Source organism: Paenibacillus marinisediminis, assembly GCF_054343325.1.
In genome coordinates this window covers 69,784-93,571 of sequence record NZ_JBTGUH010000009.1, presented here as the reverse complement: position 1 = coordinate 93,571, position 23,788 = coordinate 69,784, and the positions used below count along the sequence as shown (strand labels likewise).

Here is a 23,788-nt window from a genome sequence, read left to right as displayed (position 1 = left end):
TTATAGAGTGACAGGATAGAATTGATCACTTTCGGAAGACGCTTTAGCTTGTAGACACACAAGCGCACTGCGGATGCCGTCTTTCAGCGGAGCTACAGATTCGGTAGTTCTGCCCTGAATCAGATGCACAAAATTGCGCATGAGTACAATATCACCGCCGCCATGACGCGAACCTTGATCACCAAGTCGCACGGTAGATACTTTGTCACTCATATGGTCAAATACTTTGATTTCATTCGTAACGAAATCGAACTCCACAGTGCCTTTGTAACCGTACAGCCTTGCGCCGCGTCGGCCAGCACCTTTGCGGGCAAAGAAGTTCTGCGAGTACATCACGTGCATGCCGCTCGCGTATCTCACAATCATGCTGCCGGAGTCTTCGTTTCCGGTATCTACCGCAAAGCTGCAATAATCGCTGCGCGGAGTGTCATTGCGCAGATTCACGATATTGTAAGTGCTGTCCATACAGGTTTCCCATTTGTCGCATTCGCTGCAGCGCAGACCGGCTGGCATGTCGCCTTTGTAAATCTGCTTGGACTTCATCGCGCAAACGTTCACGGGCTCTTCACCCAACAGATAGTTGAGGACGTCGATATCATGCGTTGCCTTTTGCAGGAAGAGCCCCTTCGAAACAGACTCATCGCGGTACCAGTCATGGAAATAGACATAGCCATAGGTTACATCGTTGAACGCCTGCACATGCTCCACCTTGCCGATCGTGCCAGCATCCAGGATACGCTTTACTTCCTGCACCACCGGTGTGACGCGCAGCGGGAAAGAAACAACCGTAGGAGCCGTTGCTTTCGCTTCGCACTCCGCTAGCGTTCTCAGATCCTCCATCGTAGTAGCTACCGGCTTTTCCAAGAACAGCGGCAGATTGCGATCCAGCACCTTCTGAGCGAAATAAGTATGCGTGTTGCAGTTCGTGCCCACGATCACGCCGTCCAGCTTCTCGTTGTCCAGCATGTCGTCAGCATCCGTATAAAAGGTAATGGTATCTGGATTCATCTCACAGCTGCGCATAAGTCCGTCGATTTTATCGATTTCCATGTGATGCATCATTTCTTTCGAGCCGTCTTTCTTCATTAAAGCCCGCACGCGCTCGTGGTTGGGATCTGCTACTGCTTTGATGCGAACTTCATCAGGCAGCGCGAACAGATCATCCATCAGCATGTCGATCCGCACGCCGTATCCAATAACACCAATATTCAACATGAGGAAAACCTCCCGTTATTTAATGAGTTCAAACTGTACACGCTCTCCGGCTGAAAGGGGGACAGTTTTCATACTTCCAAAGTAGTTATGCGTTACGCGCTGAGCTTCCGTGCGTTCGTCCGCAAGCAGCGTAACCACCGTACTGTATGCTGTAGGGTTGTACATTTCCAGGCACACAGAGTCCGGATTCCACTGTGTAACCAAGCATTCCACATGGTCATATACCTGCAAGGTGCGGCTTGCGAAATCCACATATACACCGGGTACTTCCACATATGTGAGCAGCATAGAAACTTCCGGCCAGTTGGAGCCATAGAGGAATTCTCCAACTGTTTCTTTGCCTTCCCAGTCGCTTGTTTGCACACGCTCGTTCATATAGCCCGCAGGCAAATATTTTTTCTCGAGCGTAAGCTCCGGATCTTCCGCCAGCGATACATACTGCGGCAAGCTGTGTGCAATAGCATGCAGCTCATGCAGATATTTGGTATTGCCTGTAAAGCGGTACAGCTTGAGAAGACTGTTGCCTGAAAGTGTGCAAATACCAGGTGCAGAGTGCTTGTTCTGTGCGTTGGCAAACACTGTACCGCTGCTGTGCACACCGCGCTGTGCTGCTGTACTGTGAGCAGGGAACACAAAGTCGTAGCTCATGACCCACGTCATGGCAATCTCGCAGGTATATTCTGCATAAGACAGCCAGATGCTCTTGCGTGTCGTTTCATACAGCTGCACATAGCTTTCCAGCATGGCGAAAGCCGCTTCGCTATCCGGTGCTTGACAGATCTCCCCAGGGCAGCCGTTCAGCATCCCTTTTTTGACATAGTTGTGGTAATAATACTCCCCGAGCTGCTCTGCAACATCGCGATATTCCGTACTCTGGAAATAGTCGCTTGCCAGCGCCAGCGCGCCTACAGCCATACATGCTCCAGCTGAATTGCCTACTACGATTTCTTCTGTGGCCATATCCATAAACTGTCCGATCTGACCGTACTTATGGAACAGCCGTACGAATGCATCGCAAAGCGCCCTTACAGGCTGCTCGAACTCTATCGTGGAATGGTGGTTATCCGAAAGCCAAAATAGCTGCTTCAGCACGAAATAAAGCAAATCGGCATCTTTTCGAACCAACAAAATGGTTTCAGGATTACTGTCGCCACCGTCACCATAAAATTTTCCGTTTCCATACATGCCGTACACCCATCCGCTTGGATGCTGCAGGCGCGAAAATATAAAGCGGAGCGTAGACAGCGCGCGCTGCCGTGCTTCAGATGAATCTTCTATCAACAGCGGGTAGCTGTTGATGCCTCCGCCAATCCAGCCCGCCTGCCAACACTGCTGATGTATGCTCCAGACGGTTCCTACTGAGTAATACCCTTCTTCCGTGAAGTTTTCCTTCTGGTACTTATCCTTGATGCTGGTATATGCCTTATAAAATGGTACGTTATAAAAATGCTTAGGAGCTTCTAATGTTGTCTTGGAGCTGTTTACTAGCTTGAAAAAGTCCGGCAAAGATATGTGCTGCCAGTGAAAGACACAGACAGTCAGAGTTAGGGATTGTCCTTGTTTAAAATAAGCTCCGGTATCTTGTGAAGGAGCAGTAACGTCTGGACGAAAGCCATGACCATCGTTCTGATCCCCGAAAAAATATTGTGTAGTCTCGCGTACGCCTGGAACGGAAAGAACAAAAGATGCTTGGCCATCAGCTTGATTCTCATCTACGGTAAAGCCTGTATAATAACCACCGCATTGGTGCTCTCCCAATAGAACAGAACCGGATTGGCGGTTATAATCATAGAACCCGCTTAAAGGCGATGCCATATCACCAGAAAGTAAAGAAATTTGCGATTGCATATTCTCTATATCCAGATGAGGAATGCTGGTAATGACTTCGACATCGGCAAATTGGCTGTTCCGTGGAGGCTCATAATAAGGCGGGTATTGGAGAGGTAGGCTTACAAAACGATTGCCATTATAAACCGCACCGGGCATCAATACATAGTTGCCTTTTTCCCATTGCTCCGTTTCCATCGAAAATGAAAAATTCATCGGATCGGTAGTATCTTCATGAAATGACAAGGTAATATCCAATCGTTGTCCATGCTTCAGTGGGTGCGTGGTCATCGAAGCACTGCATGGGTACTTTGAAAAAGTATATGACTTGTCTTCCAGATCCACATAGACCTTCTCACAGTCTACTACTTCACTGCCTGTGAAAGATTTACACATAAGAGAATAGCGCATATCGGGTTCCTCTCTTTTTGGCTTATTAAAAAACGAAATCCGGTGTAGCTATAAAGAAATACACCGGATTTCACAAAGGAGCGCGAAATTATTTGCTTGCTTTCCAGGCGTCATATTGAGCCTGCTTTTCTTTGATGATGTCGTCTACGCCGGCAGTTTTCAGGCGCTTCTGTAATTCAGGCACTGCTTTAGCAGGATCTACAGAACCGGAGCTGAGCGCCGGAATCAATTCCGTAGTAACCGCAGAGCAGTTCGCAATCTGAGTCTTCACAGGAGTCGGGTCGAATACGAAGCCCGTTACTGGTGAAATTTCTGCTGTTTTGTCAGCTTCCAAGACAATTTTTTGGGTCTCTTTTTGAGTTTCACCATCTTTGTTCTTGTCATAGTTAGCACGGTTGAAGTCAGGGCTGTAAGATTGACCAATCTGCCATTCGTTAAAGTTGAAATTGTATTTGCCTTCAATCATAGTGAACTTGCCATTTTCGTCGTACTTGTAGTCAACGCCTTCTTCACCAAGCGAAATCAGTTTGTACAGCTCATCGTTGGTGTTGAGCAGTTCAACTAACTGCAACGCTTTTTCAATGTGTTTGGATTCGGAATTGATTGCAATAGCTGCAGTAGAAGCAGCACCTGCAGGAATCATTGTGCGAGTCGTAGAAACGGTTACTGCAGGAGCATTGCCTGCGCTCTTCGTCATAGACATATTGCTGGCGTCTGGATTACCAGGATGATCAATGCTGTCAGGCCAGCTTCCCGTTTTCTCAGCGACAAATTTGGCTGCTTTACGGTCAGGAGAAGTATCTTTTACCGTTGCGCCATCCTTGCGGACATAACCTTTTTCGAACCAGTCGCGCATAATTTCAGTGTACTTCGTAAATTCTTCTGTCTCAAACTGGTTGATAACGGTGTCTGGATGATCAAGGTTAATCCAGCCAGGGATGCTCGTATCACCTACGGCTTCCATGTTCCATATCAATGGATTGCCGGCATATAAGCTTGAGCTTTCAAGGGAGCTGGTTTCAAACCCGATCATATCTTTGTGTTTTGCCAGAGAATCGCCAAGGAAAGGCCCCATCTTTTCGAGTACCTCGATTGTAGGTTTGCCTTTTAAGGATTTCCAGTCAAATCCAGTTTCCTCTACAAGATCTGAACGGAATTTGAAGCCCTCTCGTTTAGCTGTGCCCCACTGTTGATAGTTTACGAGTGCATAGATCTTGCCATCTACTTTAACTCCTTCCCACAGTCCTTCAGGAATACGAGCATAAGTTTGCGGTGCATATTTAGGAATGAGATCAGTCAAGTCGGCATAAGCGCCTTTGGCGGCGTTTTCAAAGAAGTTAATGCCACCCCAGTTAGCAGTGAAGCTGAGATCCCAGTCGTCGCCGGAATTGATCATCAGATTCATCTTGTCAGCATATGTACTGCTGTCTACAAGAACCAGATTCAGCTTTGCATTTATTTCTTTGCCAATGATCTCGTTAGCTTTCTGCATGACGCGGTCGAAGTCATTTACAGGGCTGTTCATCATGTAGAATTTGAGCTCAACCATCTCTTCTTTAGTAGAAGCAGTATCCCCAGTCTTAGCAGGTTCGCCGGAAGAGCTGTTTGAGCTTGCGTCTTTCTCTCCACCACAGCCGGTCAGCAGCATGGTAGACAGCATCATTACGGATAACAGGATCGAAAACATTTTTTTCATAGTCGTTCCTCCTGAAATTTATTTAATCTCCCAGTGATTGCGGGGGAAATTACTCTTTTACAGCGCCAATGGTCAAGCCTTTTTCAAAGTATTTCTGCAGTAAAGGATACAGCAGAATAATCGGACCGATGGCGAGTACGCACGTTGCCATGCGCGCGCCTTCACTAGGCAGCATACCAAGAGCGGCCTCCATTGACTGTGAAGCTTGTGCGTTTGCCTGCAAATATCCAATATTGTTCATTAAGGATTGGAGCAGATATTGCAGGGTGCGCAGTTTTGGTGATTCGATGTACAAGGATGCGGTCATCCAGTCATTCCAGTATGCAATAGCTACAAACAAACCGATGGTAGCGAGTGCTGGTTTGGAAAGCGGAAGTGCAATCTTGAAAAATGTACGGATTTCGCCCGAGCCATCAATACGCGCTGACTCAATTAATGAGTTCGGAATCGTGCGGAAGAAGTTCTTCATAATCAGCACGTTAACCGTCGAGACCAGGAAGACGATAATCAGTACCCAGATTGTATCCTTCAGATGCAGGACGCGCGTCAGCAAGATGTACTGCGGAACAAGACCGCCGTTGAACAGAACCGGAAGATACACAAAGAAAGTAAGCGCTTTGCGGTGAGTCACTTCGGGACGTGTCAACGAATACGACAGCATAGAAGTAATCAGCAAATGCAAGAATGTACCCACAACAGTAACAAAGATCGTAACTGCATATGCATTTAGAATAGAGGTTGCTCCGCTGAATACATACTGGTAAGCTGCTGTGCTGAACTCTTCGGGCCAGAAGTGATATCCGTCGAGCATCAGCGATTGCTCGCCAGTAAATGATATAGATACAACCAGCAGCAGCGGAACGATGCAGGCTAGGCTCAAGACAATGAACATGAGATGAATCATCATTTTTGAAAGATGCAGCTTTCTTAGAAGCATGTATTTCCCTCCCTAGTAGAAACGGATTTAAGTCTTTTTTCAAAGACAGCATCCGTTTCTGCAGATCGATCAGAAGGTGCACATTCTATCCTGTTTGATCGATTAAAATAGTGCACTGTCGGGATCCTTCTTTTTAATGATATAGTTAGAGATCAACACAAGGAAGAAACCAACGACCGCTTGATATAGACCAACTGCCGACGCCATGCCGTAGTCATTTACCTTTTTCAGTGAGCGGTATACAAGTGTGTCGATAACGTCTGTTGCTGGGTAAAGAGCACCCGCATCATTTGGAAGCGTGTAGAATCCGTTCCAGTCGCCTAGTCCGCCATTGAACAATTTACCAACCCATAGCAGTGAAAGAACAATTATTGTCGGTTTCAAGAGCGGCAATGTGATATGCTTAATTCGTTGCCAATTCGAAGCGCCGTCCAGTTGGGCAGCTTCATAGTAATCGGGGTTAATCCCAGCAATAGCCGCTACATACAGCACCGAATAGTAACCGACATTCTTCCATAGATAGGCAAGCGGCATGATGTAGCGCCAGTAATCCGGTTCACTGTACCAGTAAATCGCTTCTCCTCCGTTTGCGGTAATCATGTTATTGACAATACCACGGTCAACACTCAGCATGCTGAAGAGAATGTACTGGATGACTACCCATGAGAGAAAGGTTGGCAGCAGAATTGCACCTTTATAGGTAGCAGAGACCACCTTGTTTTTTACTCCACTTAATAGAATAGCCAGTGCCAATGCGCAAAGCGTAACGCTAACAGCTTCTAATACGTTGTAAAAGAGTGTATTGAAGGTAACCGTTCTCGCAGCATCGGACTTAAAGAAAAACTCAAAGTTTTTGAACAGCGGATCCATCCATGGACTTCCGAATATACCATCGCGTGGATTGTAATCCTTGAAGGCAATGATAACGCCGGACATCGGAATGTAAAATAAGATTGTAATGAAAATCAATCCAGGTGCCATCATCAAGTAGAAAGGTGCCTGACGGCGCGCGCTGTTCAATTTTCTGTGGGACTTTCTTTTTTGAGATGGTTGTGTAATCGCCTTCATTTCGTTCACCCCTTTCTGTACTTCGTTTGTACGTCTGCTCTCAGTGTAGTTAGGGGGATTTCTTTGCTCAACAACCAAATCTATTGTTCTGTTTGTTTTTCAACACAGAGCATCTCTAAAAACTAACACTTTCTACAAAGTGTTATAAATCGTTGAGGCATGATTTAATAATCATTATAATAAAAACTAGATTAATACTAGGAAGATATTACTAGGACTCGTATTATTAGGAGGTCGCAATGAAGCTCTCTAATCCAAAAACGCATCGTACGAGCTTTCTGCGTAAATCATTTATTTCTTTTTTAATTATCACGATCATTATTACGGTTTTACTTACGTTTTTTCTGACATTTACTTTCTTGCGGACTACAATTAAGATGACGAATCGGTATAACGACAAATTGATTGCGCAATCCAATTACAGTATTACCTATCTTGACGAAACCGCCAAAAAATTAGGTAATGCTCTTTATAGCGATAATCGGATCATCGAATTTTTAAACATGAATGAAAATAATGAACGTGCGGCTCTGTTAGCTAGCAAAGTAATTGACAAGCACTTTCTAACATTGAACAACATCGACAGTGTGTATCTTTACAATGCAGAGTTGGATGTGTTTTATTCCTCAAAGAGCGGTGAGCGTCGATCAGCATCTGCCTTTTCGGATCAGGCGATTGCCAAGCTGATAACAGACAAAGATTTTGTAGCTGAGTATCGCGGCCGTCCCATTGTGGCATCTGTAGATGAAGCAACACAATCGGCAAATGTATGCTCCTACATCTTGTTTGAGCCTGGCGCCACTGAGGCTGGTTTAAAAAATGCCATTGTTGTCAACATTCAAACGAAAGCGCTTACGGACTCTATCCAAGCCATCAATGGTCATAATCCTGTGCCGGATACGTCTTTCTTGGTAGTTGACACAAACGGTTCTATTTTAAGTATGGTGCTCTCACCGGAGTTCGGCCATGATATGAGTGAAGTGCGCGCACTAGCCCAGAAAGCACAGGAGCTGGACGGCAGCAGCAATCAGGTGCAAAAAATTGACGGAGTCAGTTACCTTGTTTCGAGCAGTAAAAGTAATGCGAACAACTGGTACATCATGGGTGTCACACCCGTTAAACGAATTTTCAAAGATGTATTTATTGCCGCGATCGTTGCTACAGGTATAGTAATAGCTGTATTCATTCTTAGTGCAGTAATCTGTCTGTTCCTAGCGCGCAGGCTAAACAGCCCTATTCAAGCCATGACGAAAATTATTAACGGGGAAACTCCCGAAAAAAGCGATGCACTTGTAGCTGAAACGGAAGAATTCCAAGTTATTCTGTCTGTATTCGAATCGATGAAGGAGCAGAATTTACAGCTCGATCAACTCATGCGCGAAACAGGCTATGCTGCCAAACGAGATTTTCTAAATGCGCTGTTAAGCGAAAGTACAACATACTCTACGAAAACTGTACAGGAGAAACTGCATGACCTGCAGCTCGATTATATCGTCTCCAATCAGCTGTGTATGTGCCTGTTTAAAATTGATAATTACCGTCAGTTTACGTCCCAAAATAGTCAGAAGGAACGTTGGGCATTGCGTTACGCGATTGTAAATATCGCAACAGAGATTGCTGAGAACTATGGAAAATGCGAAATTTTCAGCTGTGATTCTGATAAATTTGTGATGCTTATGGACTGTGACAACGTATCGCAATATAAAGTGCTCCAGGATAAAGTGGAACGTTTCTTACGCGAAATACAAGGGAATACGCAAAAGTATCTTCATATCTCGCTGTCTATGGCGTACAGCACGATGTTTCAGGGGCTGCAACATTTGCCTAGTATGTATAACAACATGAAGGGCTCTATTCTGTTGAAAATGCGCTATGGCCATGGCTGCATCATCACTCCTTACATGATGGATGACATGAATACCGATGAATTCCACGTTTCCGTCAAGAAGGAAGAACAGCTGATCGAACAAGTGCTGGAAGGTGACTATGAAGGAGCCAGTGCGATCTATCAGTCTATCAGCAAACAACTGTATCAATATAATTACAATGAGGTTTTGTTCTGCATTGTACATTTGATCTACCGAATCTATTCTGGTGTGCTCAGTAAGATGCCGGCCATTAAGGACAATCAGGATCTAACGCTGCAGGAGTTCTTGTTAGATATCAAGCATGCAGAAGTGGGTGCAGATATTGATGTTTTGATGAATGCATTCTTGCAGAAGCTCAGCAATGAGGCAACAGCGATCAAAAATACATCCAATAGTAACGACCATCTGATGCAGCGCATTATTGGAATGGTGGAACAGGATTATTCCAACACGGAACTGTGCCTCAGTTCCATTGCCGAGAAATTGCGTCTGTCATCGAACTATGTCGGCCATTTGTTCAAAGCTGCATACGGGAAGTCGATTGCACAATACATATTTGACTTCCGCATGCAGAAGCTGGACGAATACATGCGCAGCTCCAAAATGCCCTTAACGACCATTATCGAAAAGGTTGGTCTTGAAAAGAACAATTATTTTTACACGCGTTTTAAGAAGCATTTTGGCATGTCTCTCAGTGAGTACAAGCTGCAGCTTGGACAAGAAATCGATGGTGATTAACTGTAAGAGACAATCCTAAACGATCATATGGATTACTAGAAAAGAGGCTCCGCGATTCATCCTGTAGTGATGGAATCTGCGAAGCCTCTTTCTTCATCTCGAATATCGCACAAAACACATGAAATTAGAGATTGTATTAAAAATAGGAGTTACAAAGCACCTTTTAAAATATAGAAGTAGCAGAAAACATCAAAAACTACGGATTTTGAGATTGCTGGCTTGTGATCAGCTCGGCTACAATGCAAGTGACTTCTTCCTTACAAACTACAGCAAAGGAGATGAGATATGGAAAACTAACTTCGATTGAAGAAATTGAAAGCGCTTAAGGGACAGAGATTACGATGGGAGGAAATAGTATGAGTAAACGAAGTATACCGATAATACTTGCAGTAATACTTTGTATAGCAATATTTCCTGCAAATAGTCTAGCAGCTTCTGCGAACCTAAAAGCAACTTATAATGATGGTGTTGTTGCTTTCGATGGTTCAGGATATGAAGTGAACCATGACTATTTGGTAAGAGTAGTTGATAACGTAAATAAAACCCTGAAAGCAATGGGACAAGTTCAGACGAATGCTAATGGAACGATTACAGGTTCGATCACAACTGGCGCTTTAGACAAAGTAAAAGAACACATCGTTTATGTGAATAAAATGGATGGTTCATTGGTTTCATCAGTACCTTTGACAGGAAAGAATGAGCCAACACTTCCAGGACCAGATCCCAAGCCGGATCCAACCCCTACTCCAGACACAGAGCCTACAGTCAAAGATGGTCGCGTATCTTACGATAAGGTGAAGCCTGACAAGGATGGAATTGTAAAAGTAGAGGTTAAAGATGAGTATGTAGATTCAGCCATTAAAAGTGCTGCAACAGATGAACGTGGAGTAAAGCAAATCACAATCCAAATAGGAACTATAGGAAATGCGAAGCAAAATAGGATCACGATTCCTGTAGGAAAGATAGCAGCTAAGTCAGAAAAGATCGATGTCACAGTGAATACTGGCTTTGGTGATGTTGTTTTAACAAATGAAGCGATTGAATCCTTAGCCAAGGATATCAATAGTAAAGTAACTATCGTAATAAGCCCAATCGATAAGAGCAGCCTTACATCAATTGCAAGCGAAACGATAGGCAACAGAGCAGGTGTTCATGTATCTATCTTACAAGAAGGCAAGCCAGTAGATGCTGATATCAAGATCGCTATGGACTATAAGCCTGTAGGAAACGAATTAGCGGATTATGAACATATCGTTGTGTATAAAGTAGCCAAGGATGGTAGCTTGGTCATCGTCTCGAATGGCAGATATAACAAAGAAACTGGAAAAGTTACTGTTGATGGTGAGGCTAATGGAACATATGCGGTAGGTTTCGTAAAGAAAACCTTCGAAGACACCTCCAAGCATAAATGGGCTGAAAAACAGATCTCCGTACTTGCCTCGAAAGGCATCATAGGTGGAACGAGCAATACAACCTTTTCTCCTGAGAAAAATATTACTAGAGCCGACTTTTTGAAGTTATTAGTAGATACTTTAGGGCTTCAAGCTGACATCAATGGAAACTTTGATGATGTAGCAGAGAATGCCTATTACTATAACGAAGTGGCTATAGCAAAGGCTCTAGGCATAGTATCTGGTCAAGGAGCCAATCAATTCAACCCCACAGCAGAAGTTAGCAGACAAGATATGATGGTCATGGTAGATAAAGCGCTTCATGCGGCGGGTAAACCAGGTGCAGAAGGAAGCAAAGAGGACCTTCAAAAATATAAAGATGCCGATAAGATCGCGAAATATGCGCTGGACAGCGTGGCATCATTAACTAAAGAGGGTATTGTGCAAGGAAATGTTAGCGGTATCAATCCAACTGGTAAGACAACAAGAGCTGAGGCTGCCGTCATATTGCATAAGCTATATAATAGGTAACCCCTATTCATATCGTAAGCATTATCAAAATTGAATGAGAAAGGATCGATAACATTATGGCCAAAAAAAGATTCTTTAGCTTCATGCTTGCATTATGTATGGGTTGTTCTTCATTATTTGGCCCTGCCTTTAATGTTCAAGCAGCAGCAGGGGAAGAAGTAAATTCAATTAACCGAATACAAGCGCAGTTCTTTGTTTCACCAGGTGGAAATGATGAAAATGATGGTTCATATGATAAGCCATTTGCAACGGTGCAAGCTGCAAGAGATGCAGTTCGAAAGATTAATCAGGACATGACAGGTGATATTTACGTCTTTATCGCAAAAGGAAAATATTATCTGGATGAAACCATTACTTTCGATGAAAGAGACTCTGGTACGAATGGCTACAATATCATCTATCGAAATTTAGATGACTTGGCTAGTGCTGAGATTATCGGCGGTAAGGTCGTTAACACACCGTGGCAACTAGTTGAGAGAACCGGTGCTGATGCTGACTTGCCAGCTGCAGCTGCAGGTAAAGTTTATAAAACTCACGTTGGTACGGATGTTATTTTTGATACTCTCTATGTGAATGATCGACGCGCTACGTTAGCACGTACTCAGAATTTAGAGAAGTATAAAGATTTCCCATCGGCCCTGACTCCTTACATGAGAAGTGCTGGCGGCGGAATCGGTGACTTGATCTATAGAGATGGTGATCTGGATCAAGAATCTATAAACGGTATGGTAAATGCCCAACAGCGTGGAGACTTGGATGCCTCGGTGTATATGTGGGACGGCGGATACTGGGATTGGATGACGGATACGATACCGGTGTCTGCTATTGACACTGCAAAGCGTCAGCTTGTGTACAAAACAGTTTCAGGAAAACCAGAAATGTATAGACCTAAATATCAAACAGGTAAAGATGCAAGATATTTTGTACAAGGAAATTTAGGCTTCTTGGATGTTCCAGGTGAATACTATTTCAATAAAACTACGGGTGACTTGTACTATTATCCTGAAGGGGATATGAACGATAACGAAGTTATCATTCCTACCGTCAAGGAAGTAATCCGAGTTGAAGGTTCAGCTAGGCATCGTATGGTTTCCAACATTGAATTCAGCGGCTTGCAATTAAAGGATACGAATACGACAGATTGGTATGCATATGGTTGGAACTGGGGAGATGCAGGGGCCGGTTTAGGCTTCTATCCTCCAGAAGCTGAGGGAAGTACTCAACCATCCTATGCTGAGCAAACCGAAAGAATAGAGTTCCAATATGGCGTAGTTACACTTAAAAATACTAAAAACATAACGATATCGAAAACACATATCAAAAATTCAGGCATGTTTGGTATCAATCTGTATCTAGCTAATGAAAATGCAACCATAAAGGATTGCCTTATTGAATATACAGGCCATGGAGGTATAAGCGTTGACGGTGGCTACCCTGGTGTGGCTGGAGACAATAACGGAGATGGCTATAGCAGAAATAATACCATAACCAACAGCATTATTCATGATATTGGTGAGCTTATTGGTCAGGCCTCAGGTATTACCATCCAACAGTCAAGCTATAATACGGTGTCTCATGTTGAGATCTACAATTCACCAAGAAGAGGAATCTTCTTAACGGCAGGACATAGCCGTAACCCTAATGTTGCATTCCCGAATGGTGATAAAGATTTCAATATCATGAGGGATATGTATACCCACCATAATAATATCGAGTATGTCTATCTGCATGATAGTCAACAGGATGGCGGAGATGACGGAGCGTTCTTTGCATGTTACTTATACAAGGGCTCAAAGAATTACAAACCGAACTACTTAAACCAAGTTCTTATTGATAACACAGGGCCAAACCCTACCATGACTGATTATGGACCTAATGATATGAACTTGGATATGGGAGCCTCAGGCATAGAGTTAAAGAATGTAAAAGCAACAAATCCTATGAATTTTAATATTGAAGTGAACACAATTCTTCAATATGGCGATGTCATCAAGTTTGATAATACGAATGTTAACTATGGAAAATTGGCAAATCATATTAAGGAATTTGACGACTCTAAGATGGAGTATGACAAGATCGGAGTGACTTCAGATTACCCTAAACAATACTTGACAGACCGAGATGTGATTACAGAGCCAGCGGATATTTACTTCAAAGAGAACTTTGAACATGGACTAGATGATTCGGTGTGGTCTACTCAAAACGGTCAAGCCAAGATTTCAACCGAATTCATGTCTGAAAGACCTATAAACGGTAAACAAAGTCTAGAACTGATGGATACAACTCGCGTATCCAAGAACTTCCCTGAAATGCTGAACAAAGTCGTTACAGTTAAGATGTTTGATAGACAGAACCTTAACTTGGCAGCGTACGATTCAGGGCATCAAAATTCAGCACGAGTTACATCCATGGCACGAGTTGATGATGGCGACCATATGATCGGTATGGGTTTGGATTATGCTACTACAGATAAATATGTAATTCAAATTGGAGATCAAAAGGAACCTACTAACATCCCTCGAACTTTTGGTTGGCATGAGTTGAAGTTTGACTATACATCAGGAATCGATGTAAAGCTGTACATTGATAATCAACTCGTTAAAACTTTACCTGCAGCGGGATTCGATTATATCTCGTTTGGTTCTGATCAGGGCAAAGGACAAGCTTTCTACGATGAGCTTTATGCGTTTGGCGGGAATCCAGCGACATTGCCAATCCCTCCATCCAATATACCAGCACCTCCGCCATATGACGGATCAGATGTGAATAAGCAGCAGCTTAAGCTGGATTTTGAAGATGGTCAAGTTCCTAATTTTATCAAAAAAGGTAGTGCACCGTCTGTAACAAGTGTTGTATATGAGACCGGAAATAACGTGTTAAAGGATGAGATTAGAGACGGCAATGATTTCTATGCGTTGAATGCCCCTTGGAATAATTACCTGGTCAATATGAAGTGGAAATTTGAAGGATGGGGTACAACGAATGTTCTTGATGGTGAATATGATAACTTTACTATTTATGTAATGGCAAATAATGAAGGTTTAGCTGCAGATAAAGCGCCGGTATCCTATCAAGTCGTTTATCGAAGAAATAAGAATGGAACCGATGGCTTTCCTGCTGGTACACCGTATTTTGAAATCATGAAACATACTACCGGTGGAGATTCTCCATTAGGTAAAGCAGGCGTTCCGAATGGATTTAATGCGAATGAGTGGCATAATCTGCAGATCCAAACCTTCGATGGCAAGATTGGTTTCGTATTGGATGGACAAAAATTGATATCTGTTGATGATGGTCAATTAAAAACAGGTGGAGTAGGCTTTGGAGGAATTAATTCCACTGTGTACCTGGATGATATTGAGATCATATCCAATCCTAAATATGTAGATTATGCGCCTGACCTCGGACTGGGCAATGCGGTATTAATCGGCGGCTTTAATCCTAATTACTATACTTATTATGCTACCGTAATCGATCCTACGCAGCCTATTACAATCAAGAAGCCTCATATCGTACTTGATGGCACAGAGATTAGATTACAGTTGAATGGTGAGGAAATTCTATTTGAAGGTGAGTATGCGACTATCTCACCGGATAGATTAGTCAAAGGGAAAAATACGTTAAAATTATCCGAAATTTCTTCAGCAGGAAGTAAAGATTATTTCATTTATATGAACAAGCACTATGTAATTACATCCATAGTAGGTATTGAGGATCATATCTCAACAACTGTTGATCATGCTCCAAGTCTACCAGCGGAGGTTCTTGTTCAATTTCATGATGGCACTTCTCAGATCGCTAAAGTGAACTGGGATACAGTGAATCCATCATTCTATAAAACTCCAGGCACATTTACAGTAACAGGTCAGCTTGTAGGTCTAAAAGGATCCGTTAGCGTAAATGTAATCGTAGATGGCATTACATCAATCGATAAATTAGGCCATGTTGCTACTGTTGCTGGCGCAGCGCCAGAATTGGCAACTACCGTTCCTGCACAATACCTAAGTGACACTAGAGAGCTCCCACTGACTTTCGCACAATTGGATTCTTCCTTATATGCACAAGAAGGAACGATTATCGCGGTTGGTACAGCAGAAGGATATGCAGGAGATATCTTGCAAGTCGTAGAGGTAAAGGCAAAAGATGATTCATCTGGTACAGAAAGCGGTTATACGCTTGCGATTGGCAATGAGACTGCAGGCGGAGCGGGCTATACTCGCAATATTACGATTGGTGGAGATCATGCAGATAACCTAAAGGGTAAGTATCTCGCAGTTCAATTTACGGAAGGAACTGGAGCAAAGGCTAAGGTATCTGTTGTGATGATAGCGCCACAAGGTAATACGGTTTCTATATCCTATCAGAAGCCAGGTACTAGCATTGAAGCTTGGTTAACTAGCGGAATGCCAAACCTAGTAGGAGAGAACATTGGCGTTAAAGTATTTGCACATGACAAGACTAGTAAATAAGTCATGAACTAAAAAGCTTAAAAAGTGAAGTCTGTACCATGTATATGGGTATAGATTTCACTTTTTGGGCGATCAGCTTTGAATAGGCAAAGATCATAAAGGAAGGGATATAAATCATGAACAAATCAAAGACGGGATATGTAATTCCCCATACACACTGGGACCGAGAATGGCGTTACCCTATATGGGAAAATAGATTATACCTTGTAAAGCTAATGGACGAATTAATCGAGACCTTAGAGAATAACCCGGATTATAAAACATTTCTTCTAGACGGACAGGTTATTGCTATTCTGGACTATTTGCAGGTGAGACCAGAAAACAGAGATAAACTTGTTACCTTTATTAAGGAAGGAAGAATTGATGTAGGGCCATGGTACACCTTGCCGGACTTATATCCGATCAGCGGGGAATCCATAGTACGCAATCTTCTCAAAGGAAGAAGAGAGGCAGACAAGCTAGGAAATTGTTTAGATATTGGTTATGAGTCCTTCGGATGGGGACAGCCATCGCAGCTTCCGCAGATCTATAAGGGCTTTGGAATCGATACGGTCATCATCTCCAAGAATGTAGACAAGAAGAGAGCTCCGAACTGTGAATTCAAGTGGACAGGCGTGGATGGGACAAGCGTATTTGCCACAAGATTAGGCGATGATGCCAGAGCCAACTTCTTTATGAATGCCTATATTCATACTATGAATGGTGTGGACTACAAGTCGGATGGTTACAATTACGCCATGGGGAACTATGGTCAAGTGTATCATCAGGCTGACAGCGAGAACTATATTCAGGATTATTTTAAGATTGAGGACACAGAAAGAATACATCCAGAGGTTATAAAGGAAGCAGTTACTAAGGCGTGGGATGGTATGAAGGACACTCTTATGCCGGATGATCGAGCGATGATGGACGGTACGGATTCAACAACTGCTCAGCCTCAACTGATGAATCTGATCGAAGCTATTAATGAGCAATTTGACGACATCCATTTCAAGAGCTCCTCATTAAAGGAATATGTTGATCTTCTCAAAGAAAAGCTCACGTTGGATGAGTTGAAAGAGATCATTGGTGAATTGAGAGATGGACCGACTACCTCTCTATCCGGAAATGCTCTAATGACAAGACCGCATATCAAAACATTGAATAAAAAGGTTCAGAACAGCTTGTTTAATCAGGCAGAGCCATTATCAGTGGCCAATATGATGGTAGGCGGCAAGTATGATGAGGCATTCTTGCAGATCGCTTTAGATTACATGTTATTGTCCCATGCGCATGACTCCATCAACGGAGTAACCCAGGATAAAACAGTAGATGATGTACTCTATCGATTAAATCAAGCTCTGGAAATCTCGAATTCCATATACAATCAAAGCTGTCAGAATATTATCCGCCATATGGATCTGTCGCAGTATAACAGCGATGATATATTACTGGTGGTGTACAACCCATATGCTAAGCCTAGAAATGAAATGATAAAGGCATATATCGATACTCCGCAAGATCAAAATGTATGGGAGTTTGACATGGTGGACTGCGATGGGAATATATGTGATATTCAGCACATATCCAGAACAGAGGTAACATCACCAGTTGTACACCTGCAGACTCGACCGTTTCCTTATTACGCCGACCGTCACTGTGTAGTATTTGATACTGGAGAAATACCAGCGGGCGGCTATAAGGTATATAAGCTGATTAACAAAGTGGAGTTTAATAGAAGAACAGAATTCTGGGCTAAGACTAGAACAACGAATGGTAAAGAAATAGCTGTATCTTCTACATGTATGCAAAATAAGTACTTTAAGGTTGAGGTTAATCCGAACGGAACCATTTCAATATTAGATAAGGAAAGCGGTAACTGCTACGATAATCTCAATTACTTTGAAAGTACGGGAGATGTCGGCGATTATTGGATGTACTATCCTCCATATCATAATAGAACCTACAACAGCAAAGGCTGTAATGCCAGCATTTTCTTAATGGAGAATGGCAATCTCGCAGCGACTATTGGGGTTAAGCTGACCATGGAATTACCGAAATACGCCTATCGACCAGACAACTATTTAAGAGGTAAGAGTGAGCGATCAGAACTTACTGAACAACTGACAATCACGACTTACTATACCTTAAAGAAAGATGCTAAAACAGTAGAAGTTAAGGTTGAAGTAGATAACAACTGTAAAGACCATCGCATGAGTGTTTTATTTGATACCGAGATCCAGACCGCAGTTGTCAATGCACAAGGCCACTTTACAGTAGACAACCGAGACGTTACGCCACTGAAGGATGACAAAGGTTACTACTATAACGAACTAATCACTCAGCCATTACAGAACTTTGTGTCCATAGCGGATGATTATAAAGGCTTTGGCCTTATTACAGATTGCTTGGGAGAATACAGCGTATCACAGGGTTGTGAGCACACAGACGGTGGAAATGGAACGCTATCTATGACACTGTTTAGAGCTGTCAAAAATATTATCTGTACAGAGTGGAGAAGCGCAGGGGTATTCCCTGATCAAGAGGGTGGACAATTGCAGCAAAAGCTGGTGTACAACTATGCCATCTGCCCGATGTATTCAAGCTGGGAAAACAGCGATATTTGTGAAATGGCGGACTGCTTCAATATTCCGTTGAAGCCGGTTCAGACTTGTATACCTGCTGCGCCAATTGAGAAATCCGAAGGAATGCTGCCGCTAAAACATAGCTTCTATCAGGTAACAGGTAAGTTAAGCGTATCCTGCATGAAGAAGGCAGAGGATAGCAATAGCGTCATTGTACGTATATTCAATCCATACCCTACAGAGCAGAGTGGAAGACTTACATTTGGATGTGATGTGCACAAAGTGTGCATGACGAATCTCAATGAGGAAGAAGCGGCAGATTCACAATTGAAAGTTACCGATAACGCTGCAGAACTCACGATAGAATCGAATAAGATCGTAACTCTGAAGCTAGATCTAGCGTGAAGTTTAACTAACTGATCAGTGGAAAGGAAATGACCATGCTGCAATCATATAATATGAAAGATGAATTAATGGGGTATACCAGTCTGGAAACAGGCGGAGATGGTTTATTTCAACTTGGCAAAGACGGAGTTCAAGACATATTAACTCCACTTGATAAAAAAGTAGAATTTATACTATTTGAAGACAAAACCTTATGTTATGTGAAATCGGCAATGGGCTACCCGGCCATCTATCCAGTCATTAAACCAAAGTATGAAGGAAACGCTAAGGCAATCCTAATGGACTTGGACGGTACAAGTGTGCATAGCGAAAGCTTTTGGATGTGGATTATCGAACAGACGGTGGCAAGGCTTACGAAAAATAATCAATTTACATTAGAAGCTTGTGATGAACCGCATGTTTCGGGGCATTCGGTATCTGAGCATCTGCAATACTGCATAGACAAATATTGCCCGGATCAGACGGTAGAAGAGGCAAGAAAGCACTACTTTGCCATAACCGAATATGAAATGAATGAGATCCTGCACGGCAGAGGCAAGACGGATGCATTTACGCCGGCTCCAGGATTAAAAGATTTCTTATACGAGCTGAAGGCCAAAAATATTAAAATAGGTTTAGTAACTTCAGGTTTATATAATAAAGCAATGCCTGAGATTATCTCTGCCTTCAAAACGCTGGGGATGGGAGATCCGCTGGATTTCTATGACGCCATCATAACAGCGGGGCAATCATTGATTAAGGGACAAGCTGGAACAATGGGAGAGCTGGCGCCAAAGCCACATCCATGGTTATATTCGGAGACGGCAAGAGTAGGACTTGGGTTAACGGATGAAGACAAGGGACATGTATTGGGCTTTGAAGATTCATCTGCCGGTGTTGTCTCGATCCGGTTGGCTGGGTTTTCAGCTATTGGCATAAATGGAGGAAACATCAGAAAGAGTGGCGTACAATCGTTATGTTTAAAGGAATATGATAATCTTTGTGATGCACTGCCATTAATCTTATCGTAGTAAATAGGAAAAGAGGTTGTCCCATCAGTAAGAACTTTACTGTTGAGACAACCTCTTTAGTATTATGAAGCTGTATTACCTTCTTGATGCGCGAACTGACTGTTATAGAGCTTCTCGTAGAAGCCGCCCAGCTCCATCAGTTCTTCATGAGTTCCTTGCTCCGCAATGGTACCCTTGTTCATGACTAAGATGAGGTCAGCGCTGCGGATGGTGGATAAGCGATGCGCAATGACGAAGCTCGTGCGACCTTGCATAATGTTCTGCATCGCCTTCTGCAGCATTAGCTCAAGACGCGTATCAATGGAACTGGTGGCTTCATCCAGAATGAGGATAGCTGGATCGGACAGCACAGCTCTCGCAATCGTCAGCAGCTGCTTCTCGCCTTGTGAGATATTAGAAGCTTCTTCGTTCAGCTTCATATTATAGCCGTCTGGCAGAGTCTTAATAAAATGATGCACGTTCGCGACCTTAGCCGCGGCAATAATCTCATCTTGAGTCGCTCCATCGCGTCCGTAGCGGAGATTCTCATTAATGGTGCCGCTGAACAGCCAGGTATCCTGAAGCACCATAGCGAACATACTCCGCAGATCCTCGCGCTTCATATCGCGAATGTCTACCCCATCAATCTTGATGGAGCCATCCGTTACATCATAGAAGCGCATGAGCAGATTAATAAGCGTCGTCTTGCCGACTCCTGTCGGGCCGACAATGGCCACCATTTGTCCGCTCTTTACTTCAGCGTTTAATTGATCGATAAGGATCTTATCTTCACTATAACCAAATTTCACATTTTCAAAGGAAACATTCCCACGAACCTGCTTAACCTTCTTACTATCCGCCGCATCTGGAACCTCTTCTGCCTCATCCAGGAATTCAAATACCCGAGTGATGGCCGCGTAGGCGGACTGCATGGAGGAGGACAATTGAGTCACTTGAGATAGGGGCTGATTCACCTGCCACACATAACGGATAAAGGCCTGTAAGTTACCTACCGTAATGACGCCGCTGATCGCATTGATCGCTCCCACGACGGCGATGATGCCGATTCCGAGATAAGTGACGAATGCAACGAGCGGAGACATCAGACCCGACATGAACTGCGCTTTGAAGCCATTTTCACATAAATCCTGATTCACAGCTTTGAATTCTGCAATAGAGTCTTCTTGCTTTCCATACAGCTTGATTTCATTAAAGCCTGTATATTTCTCCTGCACGGTACCGTTAAGCTTGCCAAGCGCATTCTGCTGATTCTGGAACAGCTTCTGCGATTTCTTCACAATGAATTGGGAGATCAAGATGCTGATCGGAATGATGAATACAGCTATAACCGCCATCAACGGATTAATGATAAACATCATCGTAATGGCAAATGACAGCATTAGAACCGCATTTATAATCTGGGCTAAGCTCTGCTGCAGCGCATTGGATATCGTATCTACATCATTGGAAATGCGGCTTAGAATATCACCAACCGGATGTTTATCGAAGTAGCTGATCGGCAGCTTGCTGATCTTCTTCTCTACTGCATTTCTCAGATCAAACATGGCATTCTGGATCGCATTGGTCAGGAAAAAGTTGTAGGCGATTGCCCCTCCAGCGTTAGCTGCATAGATGATGGCCAGCACTCCAATAATTCCGAGAATGAATGTAAAATCTACCCCTGCGCCCTCAATTCCATCCGTCATTGCTTTAACATCTGCTGAGAGCTGTGTTGTAATCTTACCTTCTATGATTGGAGCAAGAGCAGTTAGTACAGCTACGATAACGATGAGCAATAGTGCAGCAAGGAGTGGCAGCCAATAAGGCTTCAAATAGCGAGCTAGTCGTCTGATGTATGCATTCTGCTTCTTGTTAGCTCTCATATGCTTAACTCCTCCTTGGTTAACTGGGATGAAGCAATCTCATAATAGATGCTGCAGCTCTTGAGAAGCTCCTGATGAGTGCCGATGCCCACAATCTCGCCTTCATTCAAGACAATGATGCGGGTTGCCTCCAGGATGGAACTTACCCGTTGAGCGACGATTAATGTGATGGCATCTTGCGTCTCTTCCTTGAGCTGCTCGCGCAGCAGTGCATCCGTCTTGAAATCAAGTGCCGAGAAGCTGTCATCGAAGATATAGATTTCAGGCTTCCGCACCACAGCTCGTGCAATGGAAAGTCGCTGCTTCTGCCCGCCAGATACGTTGGCTCCTCCTTCGCTAATCGGTTCATCAAATTGATGAGGCTTCTTAGCAATAAATTCATAGGCTTGTGCGACCTTAGCTGAATGTTCAAGCTCATTCATATCGGCGTCATGCTTGCCGAACTTGATATTTTCACCGATGCTGCCTGAGAACAAAAAGGTCTTTTGTGGGATGAAGCCTATTTTTTCTCGTAATGCTTTGAGATCATATTCCCTGATATCTACGCCATTAATTCGGATGGAACCTGTCGTTACATCATAGAATCGAGGAATTAAGTTGATCAACGTGCTCTTGCCGCTTCCTGTACTTCCGATGAAAGCAATCGTTTCACCCGTTTTTGCCGTAAAGGAGATATCCTTCAAGACAGGAACTTCGCCATTCGGATAGTGAAAGCTTACTTGATCGAATTCAATGAGTCCGCGCTCATTTGTATCTTGAATACCGTTCACTGGATTCGCAATAGATGAAGGTTCCACTAATACCTCATGAATACGGTTCGCAGACACCTGTGCACGCGGGTACATCACAAATACAAATGAGAACAGCATGATGGAGAACATCGCGTGAAATGTATACTCCAGGAATGCCACGAGCTGACCGACCTTCAAATCACCCATATCGATCAAGTTGCTGGAGATCCAGAATATAAACAGTACGGCAATATTCAGCAGTAAGAAGAAAATAGGCTGTGTGACGGACATCAGCTTGAACAGCTTCTTGGAGTTGCTGGCAAATTGGGCGTTCGTTTCTTCAAATCGCTGCTCTTCATAGCGTTCCTTGCGGAATGCACGAATGACGCGTATACCTGTCAGATTCTCACGTGATACTCGATTAAGTTTATCCATTCCCTTCTGCTGGCGCTCGGAGATCGGATTGGACAGCTTGACGATGACCACTACGCCAATGATGATGAACGGTATCGACAAGCCGATAACCGCTGATAGCTCCAAACTGGTGCGCACCGTCAATATAATACTGATGACGAGCATAACGGGTGTAAGTAAGGCCATCCGCAGCAACATATTGACAAATTGCTGAAGCTGAAACGCATCGTTTGTTGTTCGCGTAATCAGTGAGGATATCCCAAACTTGTTGTACTCCGCATGTGAAAAGTCCTGTGATTTAACAAAAATATCGTTACGTATGTCCCGGGTAATATTCGTCGATACCTTGGATGAGCAGTAGGAGATTAAGATGCTGCCTGCGCCTCCGAGAATCGCCACGAAGATAATCCAGAGTCCCATTTGATAAATGTAGGACGTATCCTCTTGTACAATACCGTAATCAATCATGTTCGCTACGATCGTTGGAATGCCTAGCTCTGCTGCCGCAAAGCCAAATACCCCGAGGAAATTGAGCAGAACCAACCATTTGTAAGGTCTTAAGTACTTTAGAATCAATTTCATGATGGCGTAATCCTTTCTTATACTGTGAACTGCTAATGGCAATTTAACTATGATAAACTATAAGGTAAC

The 23,788-nt window shown here is 43.4% G+C and carries 12 protein-coding genes; 5 read left to right on the top strand and 7 right to left on the bottom strand.

All coding sequences use genetic code 11. The features are described from left to right. The 5 genes from ACXX53_RS18130 to ACXX53_RS18110 form a co-directional block, all read right to left on the bottom strand. Nucleotides 1–1,215 carry a Gfo/Idh/MocA family protein gene (locus ACXX53_RS18130; RefSeq protein ID WP_458570093.1) on the bottom strand — a complete coding sequence of 405 codons (1,215 nt, stop codon included), beginning with the start codon at nucleotides 1,213–1,215 and terminating at the stop codon, nucleotides 1–3. Nucleotides 1,216–1,230: 15 nt separating this feature from the next. Then, nucleotides 1,231–3,438, bottom strand: a complete 2,208-nt coding sequence (locus tag ACXX53_RS18125; RefSeq protein WP_458570092.1) for a hypothetical protein — start codon at nucleotides 3,436–3,438, stop codon at nucleotides 1,231–1,233. A gap of 103 nt (nucleotides 3,439–3,541) precedes the next feature. Continuing rightward, the gene (locus ACXX53_RS18120) at nucleotides 3,542–5,149 is read right to left on the bottom strand and encodes an ABC transporter substrate-binding protein (protein ID WP_458570091.1); all 1,608 of its coding nucleotides are present in this window, start codon (nucleotides 5,147–5,149) and stop codon (nucleotides 3,542–3,544) included. Nucleotides 5,150–5,198: 49 nt separating this feature from the next. Next, nucleotides 5,199–6,086 carry a carbohydrate ABC transporter permease gene (locus tag ACXX53_RS18115; RefSeq protein ID WP_458570090.1) on the bottom strand — a complete coding sequence of 296 codons (888 nt, stop codon included), beginning with the start codon at nucleotides 6,084–6,086 and terminating at the stop codon, nucleotides 5,199–5,201. Between the two features lie 102 nt (nucleotides 6,087–6,188). Beyond that, nucleotides 6,189–7,154, bottom strand: coding sequence for an ABC transporter permease (locus tag ACXX53_RS18110; RefSeq protein WP_458570089.1), 966 nt, complete (start codon nucleotides 7,152–7,154; stop codon nucleotides 6,189–6,191). A 239-nt stretch (nucleotides 7,155–7,393) separates the two neighbouring features. Between ACXX53_RS18110 and ACXX53_RS18105 the strand changes: the two genes are divergently transcribed. The 5 genes from ACXX53_RS18105 (at nucleotide 7,394) to ACXX53_RS18085 (ending at nucleotide 20,130) form a co-directional block, all read left to right on the top strand. Continuing rightward, on the top strand, nucleotides 7,394–9,760 hold the full coding sequence (locus ACXX53_RS18105) for an AraC family transcriptional regulator (RefSeq protein WP_458570088.1): 2,367 nt from the start codon (nucleotides 7,394–7,396) through the stop codon (nucleotides 9,758–9,760). A 356-nt stretch (nucleotides 9,761–10,116) separates the two neighbouring features. Then, the gene (locus ACXX53_RS18100) at nucleotides 10,117–11,682 is read left to right on the top strand and encodes an S-layer homology domain-containing protein (protein ID WP_458570087.1); all 1,566 of its coding nucleotides are present in this window, start codon (nucleotides 10,117–10,119) and stop codon (nucleotides 11,680–11,682) included. A 56-nt stretch (nucleotides 11,683–11,738) separates the two neighbouring features. Then, entirely contained in the window at nucleotides 11,739–16,151 is a 4,413-nt protein-coding gene (locus ACXX53_RS18095) for an Ig-like domain-containing protein (protein ID WP_458570086.1), read from the top strand. A 116-nt stretch (nucleotides 16,152–16,267) separates the two neighbouring features. After that, nucleotides 16,268–19,120, top strand: a complete 2,853-nt coding sequence (locus ACXX53_RS18090; RefSeq protein WP_458570085.1) for a glycoside hydrolase family 38 N-terminal domain-containing protein — start codon at nucleotides 16,268–16,270, stop codon at nucleotides 19,118–19,120. Nucleotides 19,121–19,173: 53 nt separating this feature from the next. After that, complete coding sequence (locus tag ACXX53_RS18085; RefSeq protein WP_458570084.1) at nucleotides 19,174–20,130, top strand: HAD family hydrolase; 957 nt, start codon at nucleotides 19,174–19,176, stop codon at nucleotides 20,128–20,130. Between the two features lie 62 nt (nucleotides 20,131–20,192). Here the strand turns inward: ACXX53_RS18085 and ACXX53_RS18080 are convergent, their stop codons facing one another. Together ACXX53_RS18080 and ACXX53_RS18075 are read right to left on the bottom strand one after the other, a co-directional pair. Further along, entirely contained in the window at nucleotides 20,193–21,992 is a 1,800-nt protein-coding gene (locus tag ACXX53_RS18080) for an ABC transporter ATP-binding protein (protein WP_458570083.1), read from the bottom strand. Next, on the bottom strand, nucleotides 21,989–23,719 hold the full coding sequence (locus ACXX53_RS18075; RefSeq protein ID WP_458570082.1) for an ABC transporter ATP-binding protein: 1,731 nt from the start codon (nucleotides 23,717–23,719) through the stop codon (nucleotides 21,989–21,991). The genes ACXX53_RS18080 and ACXX53_RS18075 overlap by 4 nt, the downstream gene beginning before the upstream one ends. Between the last annotated feature and the right edge of the window lie 69 nt (nucleotides 23,720–23,788).